Raw genomic sequence first — 17549 nt, 5'->3', positions numbered from 1 at the left:
TCGGTCGCCTGGGGAAAACCCTTGGCGATTCAACAGGATGAGGGCTTTGTAGGCCGGGGTAGGTGGGCTCGATTGGAGCCCCATGCCGCACTGCGGTACCCTGTCCCGCTTTGCCGCCGCACTAGCGTTTCCATGACCAGCGTCGAACCCAACGTTTACGATCCGCAGCAGGTTGAATCCGCCGCCCAGAAGTTCTGGGATGCCACCCGTGCCTTCGAGGTGAGCGAGACTTCGGACAAGCCGAAGTACTACTGCCTCTCGATGCTGCCGTACCCGTCCGGGGCGCTGCACATGGGCCACGTGCGCAACTACACGATCGGTGACGTGATCAGCCGCTACAAGCGGATGACCGGGCACAACGTGCTGCAGCCGATGGGCTGGGATGCCTTCGGCCTGCCGGCCGAGAATGCGGCGATCAAGAACAAGACCGCGCCGGCCAAGTGGACCTACGCCAACATCGAGCACATGCGGGGCCAGTTCAAGGCCATGGGCTATGCGGTGGACTGGTCGCGCGAGTTCGCCACCTGCACACCGGAGTACTACGTGCACGAGCAGCGCATGTTCACCCGGCTGATGCGCAAGGGCCTGGCCTACCGCCGCAATGCGGTGGTGAACTGGGACCCGATCGACCAGACCGTGCTGGCCAACGAGCAGGTCATCGACGGCCGCGGCTGGCGTTCCGGCGCGCTGGTGGAAAAGCGCGAGATCCCGCAGTGGTTCCTGCGCATCACCGATTACGCCCAGGAACTGCTGGACGGCCTGGATGAACTGCCGGGCTGGCCCGATTCGGTCAAGACCATGCAGCGCAACTGGATCGGCCGCTCCGAAGGGCTGGAAATCCAGTTCGACGTGCGCGACGCCGACGGCAGCGCGCTGGATTCGCTGCGCGTGTTCACCACCCGTCCGGACACGGTGATGGGCGTGACCTTCGTGTCGATCGCCGGCGAACACCCGCTGGCCCAGCACGCGGCCAAGTCCAACCCGGCCCTGGCCGCGCTGCTGGCCGAGATGAAGCAGGGCGGCGTGTCCGAAGCCGAACTGGAAACCCAGGAAAAGCGCGGCATGGATACCGGCCTGCGCGCCGTGCATCCGGTTACCGGCGCCCAGGTGCCGGTGTGGGTGGCCAACTTCGTGCTGATGGGCTACGGCACCGGCGCGGTGATGGCCGTGCCGGGCCACGACCAGCGCGACTTCGAATTCGCCACCAAGTACGCGCTGCCGATCCGCCAGGTCATCGCACTGAAGGCGCTGCGCAAGGAAGAAAGCGCGTACGACGCCACGCGTTGGCAGGACTGGTACGGCGACAAGACCCGCGAGACCGAGCTGGTCAACTCCGACGAGTTCGACGGCCTGGATTTCCAGGGCGCCTTCGAGGCGCTGGCCGAACGGTTCGAGCGCAAGGCCCAGGGCCAGCGCCGCGTCAACTACCGCCTGCGCGACTGGGGCGTGAGCCGCCAGCGCTACTGGGGCTGCCCGATCCCGGTGATCTACTGCCCAAAGTGCGGCGCGTTGCCGGTGCCCGAAGAACAGCTGCCGGTGGTGCTGCCCGAGAACGTCAACTTCGTCGGCACCGGTTCGCCGATCAAGGCCGATCCGGAATGGCGCAAGACCACCTGCCCGGACTGCGGCGGCGCGGCCGAACGCGAAACCGACACCTTCGACACCTTCATGGAGTCCAGCTGGTACTACGCGCGCTACACCTCGCCCGGTGCCCGCGACGCAGTGGACAAGCGCGGCAACTACTGGCTGCCGGTGGACCAGTACATCGGTGGCATCGAGCACGCGATCCTGCACCTGATGTACTTCCGTTTCTTCCACAAGCTGCTGCGTGATGCGCGCATGGTGGACAGCAACGAACCGGCGCAGAACCTGCTGTGCCAGGGCATGGTGATCGCCGAGACCTACTACCGCCCGAACCCGGATGGCTCCAAGGACTGGATCAACCCGGCCGACGTGGACGTGCAGCGCGACGAGCGCGGCCGCATCACCGGCGCCACCCTGATCGCCGACGGCCAGCCGGTGGTGATCGGCGGCACCGAAAAGATGTCCAAGTCCAAGAACAACGGCGTGGACCCGCAGGTGATGGTGAGCAAGTACGGCGCCGACACGGTGCGCCTGTTCTCGATGTTCGCCGCGCCGCCGGAGCAGTCGCTGGAGTGGAACGAGGCCGGCGTCGATGGCATGGCGCGGTTCCTGCGCCGCTTGTGGACGCAGGTGCAGAAGCACGCCGCCGAAGGCCCGGCACCGGCGCTGGACGTGGCCGCGCTGAATGCCGAGCAGAAGGTGCTGCGCCGCAAGACCCACGAAACCATCGGCAAGGTGGGCGACGACTATGGCCGCCGCCACAGCTTCAACACCGCCATTGCCGCGGTGATGGAGCTGATGAACGCGCTGGCCAAGTTCGACGACGCAAGCGGGCAGGGCCGTGCGGTCCGCCAGGAAGCGTTGCAGGCCACCGTGCTGCTGCTCAACCCGATCACCCCGCATGCCAGCCACGCGCTGTGGCAGGTGCTGGGCCACGGCGAGACGCTGCTGGAAGACCAGGCGTTCCCGCAGGCCGACAGCAGTGCGCTGGTGCGCGATGCCGTCACCCTGGCGGTGCAGGTCAACGGCAAGCTGCGGGGCACCATCGAGGTGGCCGCCGATGCGCCGCGCGACCAGATCGAAGCGCTGGGCCTGGCCGAACCGAACGCGGCCAAGTTCCTGGACGGGCTGACGGTGCGCAAGATCATCATCGTGCCCGGCAAGATCGTGAACATCGTGGCCGCCTGATCCCGCGTAGAGCCGGGTTCTACCCGGCTGCAGCACCCGCGTAGAGCCGGGTTCTACCCGGCTGCAGCACCCACGTAGAGCCGGGTTCTACCCGGCTGCAGCACCCACGTAGAGCCGGGTTCTACCCGGCTGCAGTACCCGCGTAGAGCCGGGTTCTACCCGGCTATCGTGAAGCGGGGCAGAGCCCCGCTCTACGTGCTACGTTCACGCGGCATCGGGCATCTTCAATGCCTGTTGCCGCGCCCGCCCGGCTCCCCCAGACTGTGCCCATGACCCGATTCCTGCTTGCCCTTGTCCTGACCGCGTCCCTTGCCGGCTGCGGTTTCCACCTGCGCAACAAGCTGATGCTGCCGGCCGATACCGCCGCGGTGAAGGTGGTGTCCACCGCGCCGTACAGCGAACTGGCCAAGCTGCTGCGCCGAGGGCTGCAGTCGTCGGGGGCGCAGATCGCCGCGTCGGACGACACCGGCAAGGCGGCCCAGCTGCAGGTGCTGTCCGAGCGCTGGGGCGATCTGCCCATTGCCATCGATGCCCAGGGCCGTGCCCAGGAATACAGCCTGCGCTACGCGGTGATCTTCAAGTTCCTGCGTGAGGATGGCAGCGAGCTGGTGCCGCAGCAGGTGATCGAGCTGTCGCGCGACTACGTGTCCCCGCCCACCGACGCCACCGGTACCACCACCGAGCGCGAGATCCTCGCCGACGAACTGCGTCGTGAGATGTCGGCCTCGATCATGCGCCGCATCGACAGCGTGGTGCGCGCCGAGATGGAAGGCCGCGTTCCGGCCAAGCCGGCCCCCCCGGACAGCGTGCCGGTGGAACCGGCGGTGCCGCCGCCGGCGGCCCCGGCTGCTCCGATCCCGGGGCACTGACCGGTCCCTCCGGACCGGCGCCAGGATGGAACTGCGACCCGAACAATTGGCCAGCCAACCGGCCAGCCAGGGATTGGCCCCGGTCTATCTGATCGCCGGCCCGGAAACCCTGCGCGTGCTGGAAGCGGCCGACGCGGTGCGCGCCCGCGCCCGCGCCGACGGCATCGACGAGCGCGAGGTCTTCGACGCGGATGGCCGCGAGTTCGATTGGCACCAGGTCGAGGCCAGCTTCAATGCGCCCAGCCTGTTCAGCCCACGGCGGTTGATGGAACTGCGCCTGCCCAGCGGCAAGCCGGGCAAGGACGGCGCCGAAGTCATCAGCCAGTTCTGTGCGAATCCCGCGCCGGACGTGATCCTGCTGATCACCTGCAACGAATGGAGCAAGGCCCACCAGGGCAAGTGGGCCGAGGCGGTCAATCGCGTCGGCGTGCTGTCGGTGGCCTGGGCGATCAAGCCGCACGAGCTGCCGGACTGGATTGAACGCCGCCTGCGCAGCAAGGGCCTGCGCGCCGAGCCGGCCGCCGTGCAGCGTTTGGCCGAGCGCGTGGAAGGCAACCTGCTGGCGGCCGCGCAGGAGATCGATAAGCTGGCCCTGCTGGCTGCCGGGCAGACCCTGGACGTGGACACCATGGAATCGCTGGTGGCCGACGCCGCCCGCTATGACGTGTTCCGCCTGCTGGAGGCCACGTTCTCGGGGCAGCCGGTGGCGGTGCTGCGCATGCTGGCCGGGCTGCGGGGCGAAGGCGAAGCGGTGGCGGCGCTGACCCCGATGGTCATCCGCGAACTGCTGTCCACCGCCGGGCTCGCCCGCGTGCAGGCCCGGGGCGGCAACCTGGCCGCCGAGATGAAGAGCCGCGGGATCTGGGAATCGCGGCAGGCGCCGTTCAAGCGCGCCCTGCAGCGGCATCCCGAACCCAAGCGCTGGGAGCGTTTCGTGGCCGAGGCCGGGCTGGTTGACCGCATGGCCAAGGGCCGTGCCGACGGCGACCCGTGGCTGGGGCTGGAACGCCTGCTGCTGGCCGTGGCCGAAGCCCGCGCCGTGCGCCTGCTGGCCCGCGCCTGAGCGGCATGGGCCTGCGCATTCATTACGGCGGCACCTTCGATCCTGTGCACCTGGGCCACCTGGCGATCGCGCGCGCGGCGCGCGACCAGTTGCAGGTGGCGGTGCGCCTGCTGCCGGCGGCCGACCCGCCGCACCGGACCGCGCCGGGCGCCGATGCCGGGCAGCGGGCACACATGCTGGCATTGGCGATCGGCGACGAACCGGGCCTGCTGCTCGACCTGCGTGAGCTGGAACGGTCCGCGCGCCAGCCCGGCGTGCCGTCCTATACGGTGGACACCCTGCGCGAGCTGCGCGCCGAGCTGGGCGCCCATCAGCCCCTGGCCTGGCTGGTGGGCGCCGACAGCCTGCTGGGCCTGACCGGCTGGCATGACTGGGAGGCCCTGTTCGGGCTGGCCCACTTCATCGTCGCCGACCGCCCGGGCAGCCCGTTGGAGCAGGCCCTGCCGCCCGCGCTGGAGGCCGCCCTGGCCGGGCGCTGGGCCGACCATGAGCGCGCGCTGCTGGGGGCGCCAGCCGGGCGCCTGCTGCGCCTGCAGACCCCGCTGCGCGAGGAATCGGCCAGTGCGGTCCGCGCCCGGATCGCCGCCGGCGAAGACTGGCGCAGCCTGCTGCCGCCGGCCGTGGCCGACTACATCGCCGACCGTGGCCTGTACGGTGCCCGCCGGGTGTGAATACGCGCAGGGCCTCGGGCCCGTATAATCGGCCCCACATTTATCGAGTTCACCCGCTTTGAGCAACCAAGCCCAGCCCCAGACCATCAAGGTCCAGATGCCGAACCCGGCACCCTCCAACGCGCAGCTGCTGGAGTGCGTGCGCAAGGCCACCGAAGAACTGAAGGCCAAGGATCTTGTCGAAATCGATGTGATCGGCAAGTCCAGCGTCGCCGATTACATGGTGATCGCCTCGGGCACCTCCAGCCGCCACGTGAAGTCGATCGCCGATGAGGTCGTCAAGTTCGCCAAGGCCCTGGGCGTGATGCCGCTGGGCGTGGAAGGCGAGCGCGAAGCCGAGTGGGTCCTGGTCGACCTGGGCGACGTGGTGGTGCACGTGATGCTGCCGCGCGTGCGCGAGTTCTACGCGCTGGAGCGCCTGTGGACGGTCGGCGACCAGCCGCCGAGCCTGCTGGACGACGACGCCGAAGAAGGCGACGAGTACGGCCACGGCGCACGCTGAAGCATTGCGTAGCGGACACGATGACGGCGCCGATGGCGCCGTTGTCATTTCAACGGCATCGCCGCCGATGCCGGGAGACTGCAGATGAAAGCCAGGCTGATTGCCACCGGCGAACGCGCCCCCGCCTGGGTGGCGCAGGGCTTTGCCGAATATCAGAAGCGTCTGTCGCACTGGTTGCCCTTCGAGCTGGTGGAGATCGAGCCGGGCCTGCGCGGCAAGGGCCGCGACGCGCGCCGGGCCACCGACGATGAAGGCAAGCGGGTGATTGCCGCGCTGCCGAAGAATGCCTACGTGGTGGCGCTAGATGTGCCGGGTCGCCAGCTCAGTTCCGAGCAGCTGGCGCAGCGCCTGGAGCATTGGCGCGGACAGGGCCGGGACATGGCCTTCCTGATCGGTGGCCCTGAGGGCCACTCGGCCGAAGTGTCCGCGCTCGCCGATGAGAAATGGTCGATTGGTCCGTTGACGTTGCCGCACATGCTGGTGCGCCTGGTGGTGGCCGAACAGCTGTATCGCGCGGCGGCGATGCTGGCCAACCACCCGTACCATCGCGCCTGACAACGGGCTTGAAGAAAACCTGCGAAAACGGGTTACATCCTGTGAAAAACGGGCTACAATGCGCACCCCGCCCGAATAGCTCAGCCGGTTAGAGCACTTGACTGTTAATCAGGGGGTCGTTGGTTCGAGTCCAACTTCGGGCGCCAAGTTTTGAAAAGCCTCGCAGCGATGCGAGGCTTTTTTTTGCCCGCACGGGGGTAGAGCCGACCGTTGGTCGGCTGGCCACACAACGCGCGGCAATGATCGAAACCTCCGCCGCCGCCACAAAAAAAGCCCGGGCAATGCCCGGGCTTTTCGTTCCGCACGTGCGGTTACATCAGTTGAAGGTGTACTTGGCCCCCACGGTGAAGTAACGGCCGATCGCACCGCTGAAGTGCAGCGGGTTGTAGTTGACCGCGCCGTAGGTGGTCGGATCCAGCGGCGCAATGCGGTCGAACACGTTCTGCACCGAGGCGTTCAGCTCGAAGGCTTCGGTGACGTTCCAACGGCCGGACAGGTCGAAGGTGGTGAACGAGGAGATCTTCGTCACCGGCGTCTCGTCGGCATAGAAGGCCTGGTAGGAACCACCGCGCTTGTCGATGTTGTCCATCTTGGAGATGTAGTTGGCCACGCCGCTCACGCTCCACACACCCTGCTTCCAGGTGGTGCCGAAGTTGATGCGGTCCTTCGGCGTGCCGATGCAGTTGGTCACGTCGCAGTTGCCGTGCGTGCCCGCGTAGTCATCGGTGGTGGTGCCGCTGGTGCGCTCGAACTTGAGCACATGGCTCCACTGCAGATCCATCTCCAGCTGGCCCGGGCCGATATCGAAGGTCTGGCGGATATCGGTGTCGATACCGCGCACCCGCGAGGAGGTGGCGTTGACGTAGTCGGTGTTGACCGCAAGGATCGTACCGCTGTTGGGCACGCCATTGAGGTTGTTGCTGTCACGCAGCACGTTGCCAGCCGCAATCGCATCGTCGGTGTCGCCCGGGGCGATTTCGTTGGTGCGCTTGATCTCCCATGCATCCACCGTCAGCGAGGTGGTCGAGGTGGGCTGCATCACGATGCCGACCGAGTAGCTCTTGGACTCTTCCGGCTTCAGGTTCGGGTTCGGACGGGTGATGATCGCCACCTGGCGGGCCTGGCAGTCGGCGGTTGCGCCGGTGATGCCGCAGCGGACCGGATCGACCGCGTTGGAGAAGGCGGCCAGGCCACCGTCACCGTTTTCGGCCGGGTTCGGGGCGCGGAAGCCTTCGGCATAGCTGGCACGCAGCGCCAGCCAGTCGACCGGGCTCCACTTCACGCCCAGCTTCGGCGTGGCCTTGCCTTCACCGCTTTCGTACTTGTCATAACGCAGCGCGGCGCTCAGTTCCAACTGCTCCAGCACCGGGGCCGACAGTTCGGCGTAGCCGGCGTACACGTTCTGCGTGCCGTCATAGGCCGAGTAACCCAGGCCGATGATGTCACCCTGGTCGGTGTAGGTCTGCGGGGTCAGGCTGTTGCTGGTCTTGCGCCACTCGGTACCCAGCGCCAGGCCCAGCGGGCCGCCCTTGAGGTCCATCAGGCTGCGCGACACGGTGAAGTCGAACATGTCCAGGCTGGACTTGGCGCGGGCGCTGATGTCCGGCGAGATGTAGTCGTACAGCGCCTGCGAGTTCAGGCCGGCATTGTCACCGATACGCCACACGCCACCCGGGCAGGCTGCATTGCCCAGCGCGCAACGCACGGCGCTGTAACGCAGGAAGCCGGTGCGCTTGTTGGTCAGGTCGGTACCCGAATGCAGGTAGGCGGTGTCATAGCTCCACTCGCCCCAGTTGCCCTTCACGCCGACCAGCAAACGATTGAACTCGTTGGTGTTGTTGGTCACGCGCGGGCCCACGTCCCACGCCGAGTAGCGCAGGCGGGCACCGGTGGCCGACAGTGCCGGCGGCAGGTCCGGGTGGCCCGGGCCAAGCACGGTGGCGCCAGCGCCGCTGTTGGCGTTGACCGGACCGCCGGGGTAGCCCCAGCCGCCCGACACGCCCGACGGGGTGTTGGTGAAGGTGGTGTCCTTCTTGGAGTAGCCGATTTCGGTGTACACCTCGCCGCCTTCGCCGAAGGCGAAGCTGGCGCGGCCGAACACGTTCACGTACTTCTCTTCCGGGGTCAGGTCACGGTACTGCTGGTTCGGATCCCACAGGCAGCCCTGCGCCTGTGCGGTGGCGTCGGTCTGGCCCGGGATGGTGGTCAGGCCGGCGCAGCCCGGCAGCGCAACCAGGTGGCCGGTGGCGTCGAACACCGAGCCGTTCGGGCCCGTGCCGCCGCCCGTGCCGCCGTTGAGGAAGGCGCCGCCGAGGAACTGGGCGTCAGTGGCCGCGTAGCCCCACGGGCGGGTGTCGCCGGTGCCGATCCACTTGCGGTTCTTGCGGTCGCTGATCTTGATCGCGTCGGTCTTGCCCACGTCCAGGCTGAAGAACGCATTCCAGCCATCGCTGTTGAGGTCGCCGGTGCCGGCGGTCAGCGTGGCCTTCTTGGCATTGCCGTCGCCGTCGCCGGAGGTGCCGTAGGAGCCACGCAGGATGGCGCCCTGGAAGTCGCTGCGCAGGATGATGTTGACCACGCCGGCGATCGCGTCCGACCCATAGATGGCCGAGGCGCCGTCCTTGAGGACGTCGATACGCTCAACCGCATCCAGCGGAATGGTGCTCAGGTCGGTGAAGACCTTCTGGCCGTCATCGGCCAGGCCATAGGTGGCCATGCGGCGGCCGTTCAACAGCACCAGCGTCGAACCGGCGCCAAGGCCGCGCAGCGAAATGCCCGCGCCGCCACCGGCGAAGCCGTTGCCGAAGGTCTTGGGAATCGAGCCGGAGCCGTCGGCGGTCAGGGTCTGCAGGTATTCGGCAACCGTGGTCTTGCCGGTGCGGTCGATCTCCTGGCGGGTGATCACCTGGACCGGCGAGGGGGTTTCGGTGTTCGTACGCGGGATGTTGGACCCGGTGACGGTGATCCGGTCAAGGTTGGTGGCCTGTTCCTGCGCGAACGCGGAAGAGGATGCCAGCGCTCCGACCAGCAACAGGGTGCTGCTGGCGAGTACGGTGGAAATGGATTGGGCGAGGCTATTGCGGCTGCTGTTGAGCCGTTGGACCGGGTGTTTCACAGCTTCTCTCCTGACTGGGAAAACCAACAATGACGATGGATCGACACTGAAAATGAGTGACGACCGCGACAATCTAGGTTTCCGGAGGGTGACGAAGCCGTGAAAAATTGCTTAATTCGGGTCGCCGTCCGTCGGCGACCAAGGGCGCGGGGAGGCCGTGGCCGGTCCCCCGCGCCTATTACGTCACTGCGGCCTCAGTCCGGCAGGCTGAAGCTCACCGGCACCAGGCCATCGGCCGGCACCTGCTGGCCGTCCACCATGGCCGGCACGAACCGCCACTGGCGCAGCACCTGCTGGCGCGCGGCGTTGTCCAGCGCCCGGGAGCCGCTGCTGCGCTCGATCACCACACTGGACGCCCGGCCATCGGCCTCCACCCGCACCCGCAGCAGCACCGTGCCCTGTTCGTGGTTGCGCAGGGCGGCGATCGGGTAGGCCGGTGGCGGCGCGCTGCGGTACTGCAGCTGCGCCCCGGCGCCGCCGGCAGCCGGCGCCGGCACGCTGGGGGCCAGGACCGGGGCCTGGGGTTCGCTGGCCGGCAGTGGGGCCACCGCCAGGGCGTCGTCGGCGCTGGCGGTCGGCGGCGGCAGCGGGGCCACCTGCGGCTTGGGCACGGTGCGCGGCTGCACCAGGCTGGGGGTGTCCGGCTCGGTCGGCACCGGCACCGGCGGCATGGGCTCGGGCGGCACCAGCATCCGTATCTGCATGCGTTCACGTGGCAGGGGCGCGGCCACGTAGGCCGCGGGGATCAGCAACAGCATCAACGCCAGCACGTGCAGGGCCAGGGCGGTGCTCCAGCCGAGCACGCGGGAAACCTCGATCTGCAGCGGCACTACGCGGGGTTGGGTACGGACCATGCTCCACTCTCCTTGCCAGATGTGCGGGAACATCAAACGTGCGGGCGCGGCCGGTGGGGTTGCAGGACGCAGAAGGCGGGGCCGCGCAATGACAGCAATACCGGAGCGGGACTCGGCCCGGAAGTCAGGGGGCATGTCGGTGTTTGGCTGGCGCTCAGGAACCGGGCCCGGAACGCATGACGGCGCCCGCAGGCGCCGTCATCGCATGTCATGTGGGAGCGGACCGTTGGTCCGCTCTCCCCATGGTCCGCTTTTGTCAACGGCCCAGGTCGAACACCACGTCCAGGTTCACCGACACCGACGACTCGCCGGGCGAGACCGGGGTGGAGACATCGGCGGCCATCGGCGCGGCGGCCGCGCGCATCATCACCGGGCGGAAGTTGCCGCCGCCGTTCTCGGAGATGCTCACGATGCGGCGCACGCGCAGGCCCAGCGACTTGGCGTAGGTCTCGGCGCGGGCCTGGGCCTTCTTCAGCGCGGCCAGGCGGGCTTCGTCATACACCGGTTCGGGCTGGTCGATCTCGAACTGCGGGCCGTTGATCTGGTTGGCGCCCTGGGCGGCCAGCGCGTCCAGCACCTTGCCCAGCTTGGCAATGTCGCGCACCTTCAGGCTGACCGTGTTGCTGGCCTGGTAGCCGGTGATCTTCGGCGGCTCGTTCTCCACGTAGCGGTACTGCGGGCTGAGGTTGACCCCGCTGGTCTGCACGTCACGTTCGGCAATGCCGGCCGCCTTGATCGCGGCCAGCACCTTGACCATCTGCTCGGCGTTCTGGCGCATCGCGCTGTTGCCATCGACGGCCTGGGTGACCACACCGGCCGACAGCGTGGCCACGTCCGGCACGCGCTTGGCTTCGGCATTGGCCGAGATGTTGAGCAGGGTGCTGTCGGCGGCGACGGCAACGGCGGGCGAGGTCTGGGCGTGGGCGGTCATCGAGGTTCCCAGGGCAAGGGACAGGGCGAGCAGCAGCGGGGACAGGGATGGGCGGCGCATGTACATCTCCTTGTGAAGGCGTTGAGGTTGGTGTCGGGGCGATGAACGCTCCGTGAGCTTTTCCGGGGTTGAGAGGCGATTGGGTGCGGTTGCTTTCGATTCACACACGGGCCGCAGGTTATGCTTCCAAGATGCTTTATCTTGCCTCCCGTTCCCCCCGACGTACCCAACTGTTGACGCGCCTGGACCGACCGTTCCGTGCGCTGGACCTTGAGGTGCCTGAAGTCCGTGCCGCCGGTGAGTCGGCGCTTGGCTACGTGCAGCGCGTGGCCGCCGACAAGGCGCGGGCCGGGCTTGCCCTGGTGGCCGCCGATGCCGACGCGGTGGTGATCGGCTCGGACACCGAAGTGGTGCTGGACGGACGGGTGTTCGGCAAGCCGGTCGATGCCGAGGACGCTGCCGCCATGCTGGCCGCCCTGTCCGGGCGCACCCACCAGGTGATGACCGCGGTGGCGGTGGTGGCCCACGGCCGCCAGGACAGTGTGCTGGTGGTGTCGGAGGTGAGTTTCATCGAGATCGGGCAGGCCGCCATCGCCGCCTACGTGGCCAGCGGCGAGCCGATGGGCAAGGCCGGGGCGTACGCCATCCAGGGCGGCGCCGAACGTTACATCCGCCATCTGGCGGGAAGCTATTCGGGTGTGATGGGATTGCCCCTGCAACAGACCGAGCAGTTGCTGCAGGCGTTTGGCGTTTCGCCCGCTGCTTTCACCACGCCAACGGAGGGTGTCGCCCATGTCTGAAGAAATCCTGGTCAATGTCACCCCGCGCGAAACCCGCGTGGCCGTCATCGAGAACGGCATGCTGCAGGAGCTGCACATCGAACGTGGCTGGCGCCGCGGGGTGGTGGGCAACATCTACAAGGGCAAGGTGCAGCGGGTGATGCCGGGCATGCAGGCGGCTTTCGTCGAAGTGGGCCTGGAGCGCGCCGCGTTCCTGCACGCCAACGATGTGATCCGCCCGGCCCCGGTGGCCAGCCCGGATACCGAGGGCACCACGTTGCCGCCGCCGTCGTCGGTGCCGATCGTGGAGCTGCTGCGCGACGGCCAGGACATCGTGGTGCAGGTGGTCAAGGACCCGATCGGCACGAAGGGCGCACGCCTCACCACCCAGATCAGCATTCCCTCGCGCTACATGGTGCTGCTGCCGCAGTCCAAGGTGGTCGGGGTCTCGGCGCGGATCGAGGACGAGGCCGAGCGCGCGCGCCTGAAGTCGCTGGTTACCGAACTGTCGGCCCAGCACGGCGGCTACGGCTATATCGTGCGCACCAACGCCGAAGGCCAGCCGGCCGAAGCCATCGCCGAGGACGTGGCCTACCTGTCGCGGGTCTGGAACGTGGTCGAGCGGCGTGGCCGCGATGCCGCCCCGCTCAGCGTGATCTACGAAGACCTCAGCCTGCCGCTGCGCTCGGTGCGCGACCTGATCCGCAAGGACGTGGACAAGGTGAAGGTGGACTCCAAGGAGACCTTCACCCAGCTGCAGGCGTTCGTGGCCAAGTACATGCCGGTGCTGGCCGAGAAGATCGAGCTGTACAGTGGCGACCGCCCGATCTTCGACATGTTCGGGGTCGAGGACGAGATCGGCCGCGCGCTGGACAAGCAGGTGCCGCTCAAGTCCGGTGGTTACCTGGTGATCGACCAGACCGAGGCGATGACCACCATCGACGTCAACACCGGGTCGTTCCTGGGCCAGCGCAACCTGGAAGAGACGGTATTCCGCACCAACCTGGAAGCGGCGCAGGCGGTGGCCCGCCAGCTGCGGCTGCGCAACCTGGGCGGCATCATCATCATCGACTTCATCGACATGGATGACGCCGAGCACCGCCGCCAGGTGCTGCGCACCCTGGAAAAGGCCCTGGCGCGCGACCATGCCAAGACCACCGTCTACGATTTCTCGCCGCTGGGGCTGGTCGAAATGACCCGCAAGCGCACCGTGGAAAGCCTGGAGCGGCAGCTGTCCGAGCCGTGCCCGGAGTGCAGCGGGCGCGGGTCGATCAAGACCGCCGAAACGGTCACTTACGAGATCTTCCGCGAAATCACCCGTGCGGTGCGCCAGTTCGATGCGGCCCGCCTGCTGGTGATCGCCTCGTCCAAGGTGGTGGCGCGCATCACCGATGAGGAATCCACGGCCGTGGCCGAGTTGGAGGAATTCCTTGGCAAGTCGATCCGCTTCCAGGCCGACGAGCAGTACCTGCAGGAGCAGTTCGATGTTGTGTTGCTCTGATTCCCGCCCACTGGCGCGCGTGCGCGCCGGTGCCTTCGCGTTGCGATGAGCACGCCGCTCCGACTGCGACTGCGAAGGATTCGCCGCCATGCCGTGTATGCATTGGCGATCGTGCTGGTGTGCGTGGCGGTGCTGGTGGGCACCGTCAGTCAAGTGTTGCCGTTCGCCGAGCGCCACCCCGACAAGGTGGCGGCCTGGCTGAGCGCGCGTGCCGGTCAGCCGGTGCGCTTCGAGCATCTGGATACGACCTGGACCCGGCGCGGGCCGCTGCTGCAACTAAAGGGCCTGCGGATCGGCAAAGGGCAGGGCATCGCCATCGGCGAGGCCGAGGTGCTGGTGTCCATGTATGCCGGGCTGCTGCCGGGCCACTCGCTGACCGAGCTGCGCCTGCGCGGCCTGGCCCTGGTGCTGCAGCGGGCCGACGATGGCCGCTGGTCGGTGCGCGGGATGCCGCAGTCGGGCAGTGGCGATCCACTCGATGCGCTGCGGCGGTTGGGCGAACTGCAGGTGATCGGTGGCCGCCTGCGGGTGGATGCTCCGTCCTTGAACCTGCAGGCCGAGCTGCCCCGCATCGACCTGCGTCTGCGCGTGAACGGCCAGCGGTTGCGCGTGGGCGCACGTGCCTGGGCCGACCTGGACGGTCAGCCGCTGACCGCGGTTGTGGATTTCGAGCGCACCAAGGGCGATGGCCAGGCCTGGCTGTCGGCCGATCCGGCCGATTTCCGTGCCTGGTCGCACCTGCTGCAGTTCGCCGGGGTGTCGCTGCAGCAGGGCACCGGGGAGCTCAATGCCTGGGTGGACCTGCGCGACCACCGCCCGGTGATGGTCACCGCCGATGCCAACCTGCAGGGCCTGTTGCTGCGCGGTGCCCCGCTGGCCGATGGCAAGCGCCCGCAGCTGCAACTGGACACCCTGGAGCTGCGCGCGCGCTGGCGCTGGGTGACCGGCGGCTGGCGCGCCGACGCGCCGCGGCTGCGCATCGGCCTGGCCGGCAGCAACGCGGTGCAGCGCCTGGACGGGGTGCTGCTGGCCGGGGGCCAGCACATGGCCCTGGCCGGCGACAACATCGATGCCACCGCGCTGCTGCGCGGGCTGGCGCTCAGCGACCGCATCGAACCGGGTCTGCGCGAGTGGCTGCAGCACGCCGCGCCGCATGCGCGCATGACCCAGGTGCGGATCGCCGCCGAACGCGGCGGCCCGGTGTCGATCCAGGGCGAACTGGCCGACGTTGGTTTCGCACCGTCCGGGCACGCGCCCGGGCTGAGTGGCGTGGGCGGGCGCTTCAGCGCCGACGCCGACGGTTTCCAGCTGGACCTGCAGCCGAACCGGGTGATGCACTTCGACTGGCCCAGCGGCTTCGGCCAGCGCCACGACGTGCGCCTGGCCGGGCAGCTGGTCGGCTGGCGTGACGAAGCCGGCGGCTGGCGCTTCGGCACCCCGGCACTGCGCGTGCAGGGCACCGACTACGCCGCCGACGTGCGTGGCAGTGTCTGGTTCCAGGGCGACGGCACCCGGCCGTGGCTGCAGCTGGCCGCGCGCATCGACGACGTGCCGATGACCGTGGCCAAGCGCTTCTGGATCCACTCCAAGATGAGCAAGGGGGCCACCGACTGGCTGGATGCCGCGCTGGTGGCCGGGCAGGTCCGCAACGGCGTGGGCCTGGTCAGCGGCGACCTCGACGACTGGCCGTTCGACCGCAACAACGGCCGCTTCGAGGCCACCGGGCATATCAGCAACGGCACCATCCGCTTCCAGCACGACTGGCCGGCCATGGGCAAGGTGGATGCCGATATCGCCTTCATCGGGCCCGGGTTCGAACTGCACGGCGGCGGCGACCTGGCCGGCGTGGCGGTCAACCACTTCGATGCCGGCATTGTCGATTTCGGCGAAACCCCGCTGTACGTAAAGGCCACCACCCAGACCGAGACCGGTGCGCTGCTGGCGATGCTCAAGCAGAGCCCGCTGCACCTCACCTATGCCGAGACCCTGGACAATCTCACCGCCAAGGGCCCGGCCAAGGTCAGCTATGACCTGCTGCAGCCGCTGCATCCCGACCAGGGCCCGGGCCACATGCTGGGCACGGTCGATCTGCAGGGCGTGGCCCTGACCGAAAAACGCTTCGCGCTGGCCTTCGACGCCATGCGCGGCCAGGCCCGCTACAGCCGCGACGGCTTCGGTGCCGAAGGGCTCAACGTGCGCCACCTCGGCCAGGACGGGCTGCTCAGCCTGCGCGCCGGGGGCTTCGTACGCGACCCGCAGCAGGCCTTTGAATCCGAACTCACTGCGTCACTGGATGCCGGCACCTTGCTGGATCGCGCGCCCGAGTTGAACTGGCTCAAGCCCTACATCGCCGGCAACTCGCGCTGGACGATCGGGGTGACCCTGCCCAAGGTCGCGGCCGGGGCGAAGACCGAACCGCCGACCCTGCTGACCCTGCGCTCGGACCTGGTCGGCACCCGCCTGGACCTGCCAGCGCCGCTGGACAAGGACCCGGGCGTGCCGTTGGCGACCACGGTCAACGCCCAGCTGCCGATGGGCAGCGGGCGCGTGGACGTGGCGTTCGGCCAGCGCCTGGCCCTGGCCGCGCGCACCCATAACAACCAGACCGGCGTGCAGGTGACGCTGGGCAGCGACCGGGTCGACCGCGACCCGCCGGCCAGTGGGCTGGCGGTCAATGGCCGCAGCGGTTCGCTGGATGCTCTGGAATGGATCGGCCTGGCACGCACGCCCGATGGCGACGACGGCAAGGACGCCATGCCGTTGCGCCAGGTGGATGTACAGGTCGGGCAGCTGCTGCTGGCCGGTGGCGTGTTCGCGCAGACCCGCCTGCAGCTGCGGCCCACCCCGTCCACGGTGGAGGTGCGCCTGGACGGCCCCTCGCTGGCAGGCACCCTGAGCGTGCCCAACGCCGAGGGCGGCACCATCGTCGGCAAGCTCAGCCGCGTGCACTGGCAATCGCTGCCGACGCCGGCCAAGGTGCCCTCCGATGGCGCGCCGATCCTGCTGCCGCCCGATGCCACCCTGCCGGCCCGGGTCCAGGCCAGCGCCAACGACACCAACCCGGCGAAGATTCCGCCGCTGGCGCTGGACATCGAAGACCTGCAGTTCGGCAAGGCCAAGCTGGGCCAGGCGGTGCTGCGCACGCGTCCGTTCGGCAATGGCCTGAGCGTGGACCAGCTGCAGTTCCGCGCGCCCAAGCAGGCCATCGACATCCAGGGCCGCTGGCTGGGCATGGGTGCCGCTGCGCGCACCCAGGTTTCGGTGGACGTGAAAAGCGAGGACCTGGGCGGCCTGATGCAGAACCTCGACTACGGCGGCCAGCTGCGCGGTGGCCAGGGCCAGCTCAGCCTCGACGCCGGCTGGCAGGGCGGTCCGTCGGACTTCCAGCTGGGCGCGCTGCAGGGGCAGCTGCAGGTGCATGCGCGCAACGGCCAGTTGCTCGAGCTGGAACCCGGTGCCGGGCGTGTGCTGGGCCTGCTTAGCGTGACCCAGCTGCCGCGCCGGTTGATGTTCGATTTCCGCGACTTCTTCTCCAAGGGCTTTGCCTTCAACCAGGTCGAGGGCGCGCTGGCGTTCGCCAACGGCATGGCCACCACCGACAAGGTGCTGATCGAAGGCCCGGCGGCCAACATCAGCATCCGCGGCCAGACCGACCTGCGCCGCCAGCAGTTCGACCAGACCATCGACGTCAACCCCCGTGCCGGCAACCTGCTCACCGTGGTCGGCGCGGTGGCCGGCGGCCCGGTGGGCGCCGCCGTGGGCGCCGCCGCCAACGCGGTGCTGGGCAAGCCGCTGGGGGCGATCGGGGCCAAGACCTACCGGGTGACCGGCCCCTGGGCCGAACCCAAGGTCGAGGTGATCGACCGTGACGATGCCCCGCCGCCACGTGCGGCTCCCGTTGCGTTGCCGCCCCCGGTACGCTGACCCCTTTCCCGCG

At 68.6% G+C, this 17549-nt stretch carries 12 protein-coding genes and 1 tRNA gene; 10 read left to right on the top strand and 3 right to left on the bottom strand.

Annotated elements, in window-relative coordinates:
- The first annotated feature begins 132 nt into the window (after positions 1-132).
- The 7 genes from leuS (at position 133) to ABIA71_RS10230 (ending at position 6578) form a co-directional block, all read left to right on the top strand.
- Positions 133-2772 carry a leucine--tRNA ligase gene (gene leuS, locus ABIA71_RS10260; RefSeq protein WP_128097957.1) on the top strand — a complete coding sequence of 880 codons (2640 nt, stop codon included), beginning with the start codon at positions 133-135 and terminating at the stop codon, positions 2770-2772.
- A 269-nt stretch (positions 2773-3041) separates the two neighbouring features.
- On the top strand, positions 3042-3641 hold the full coding sequence (locus tag ABIA71_RS10255; protein WP_354285106.1) for an LPS-assembly lipoprotein LptE: 600 nt from the start codon (positions 3042-3044) through the stop codon (positions 3639-3641).
- Positions 3642-3666: 25 nt separating this feature from the next.
- Positions 3667-4704, top strand: a complete 1038-nt coding sequence (gene holA / locus ABIA71_RS10250) for a DNA polymerase III subunit delta (RefSeq protein ID WP_354285105.1) — start codon at positions 3667-3669, stop codon at positions 4702-4704.
- A 5-nt stretch (positions 4705-4709) separates the two neighbouring features.
- Complete coding sequence (gene nadD, locus ABIA71_RS10245; RefSeq protein WP_354285104.1) at positions 4710-5375, top strand: nicotinate-nucleotide adenylyltransferase; 666 nt, start codon at positions 4710-4712, stop codon at positions 5373-5375.
- Between the two features lie 97 nt (positions 5376-5472).
- Positions 5473-5877 (top strand): ribosome silencing factor, encoded by a 405-nt coding sequence (rsfS, locus tag ABIA71_RS10240; RefSeq protein WP_051598970.1) that lies wholly within the window; start codon positions 5473-5475, stop codon positions 5875-5877.
- 84 nt (positions 5878-5961) lie between these two features.
- The gene (gene rlmH / locus ABIA71_RS10235) at positions 5962-6432 is read left to right on the top strand and encodes a 23S rRNA (pseudouridine(1915)-N(3))-methyltransferase RlmH (protein WP_038687106.1); all 471 of its coding nucleotides are present in this window, start codon (positions 5962-5964) and stop codon (positions 6430-6432) included.
- Positions 6433-6501: 69 nt separating this feature from the next.
- Positions 6502-6578 (top strand) — tRNA-Asn (locus ABIA71_RS10230).
- A 170-nt stretch (positions 6579-6748) separates the two neighbouring features.
- Here ABIA71_RS10230 and ABIA71_RS10225 read toward each other — a convergent pair.
- From ABIA71_RS10225 to ABIA71_RS10215, 3 genes are all read right to left on the bottom strand, one after another.
- Positions 6749-9547 carry a TonB-dependent receptor gene (locus ABIA71_RS10225; protein ID WP_354285103.1) on the bottom strand — a complete coding sequence of 933 codons (2799 nt, stop codon included), beginning with the start codon at positions 9545-9547 and terminating at the stop codon, positions 6749-6751.
- A gap of 194 nt (positions 9548-9741) precedes the next feature.
- Positions 9742-10401, bottom strand: a complete 660-nt coding sequence (locus tag ABIA71_RS10220) for an energy transducer TonB (protein WP_354285102.1) — start codon at positions 10399-10401, stop codon at positions 9742-9744.
- A 256-nt stretch (positions 10402-10657) separates the two neighbouring features.
- Complete coding sequence (locus tag ABIA71_RS10215) at positions 10658-11392, bottom strand: SIMPL domain-containing protein (RefSeq protein WP_354285101.1); 735 nt, start codon at positions 11390-11392, stop codon at positions 10658-10660.
- 131 nt (positions 11393-11523) lie between these two features.
- Here ABIA71_RS10215 and ABIA71_RS10210 point away from each other — a divergent pair, with 131 nt between their 5' ends.
- Genes ABIA71_RS10210 through ABIA71_RS10200 form a run of 3 tightly spaced genes read left to right on the top strand, consistent with a single transcriptional unit; the run spans position 11524 to position 17536 of the window.
- The gene (locus tag ABIA71_RS10210; RefSeq protein ID WP_354285100.1) at positions 11524-12132 is read left to right on the top strand and encodes a Maf-like protein; all 609 of its coding nucleotides are present in this window, start codon (positions 11524-11526) and stop codon (positions 12130-12132) included.
- Positions 12125-13612 carry a ribonuclease G gene (rng, locus tag ABIA71_RS10205; protein ID WP_038687114.1) on the top strand — a complete coding sequence of 496 codons (1488 nt, stop codon included), beginning with the start codon at positions 12125-12127 and terminating at the stop codon, positions 13610-13612. The genes ABIA71_RS10210 and rng overlap by 8 nt, the downstream gene beginning before the upstream one ends.
- Positions 13613-13657: 45 nt before the next feature.
- A complete protein-coding gene (locus ABIA71_RS10200) occupies positions 13658-17536 on the top strand; it encodes a YhdP family protein (RefSeq protein WP_354285099.1) in 3879 nt (1292 codons plus the stop codon).
- The last annotated feature ends 13 nt before the right edge of the window (positions 17537-17549 follow it).

The organism is Stenotrophomonas sp. 2619, from assembly GCF_040548725.1.
Lineage (GTDB): Bacteria > Pseudomonadota > Gammaproteobacteria > Xanthomonadales > Xanthomonadaceae > Stenotrophomonas > Stenotrophomonas maltophilia_AP.
The sequence above is the reverse complement of the archived record's forward strand: the minus strand, read 5'-3'. Positions and strand labels throughout refer to the sequence as shown.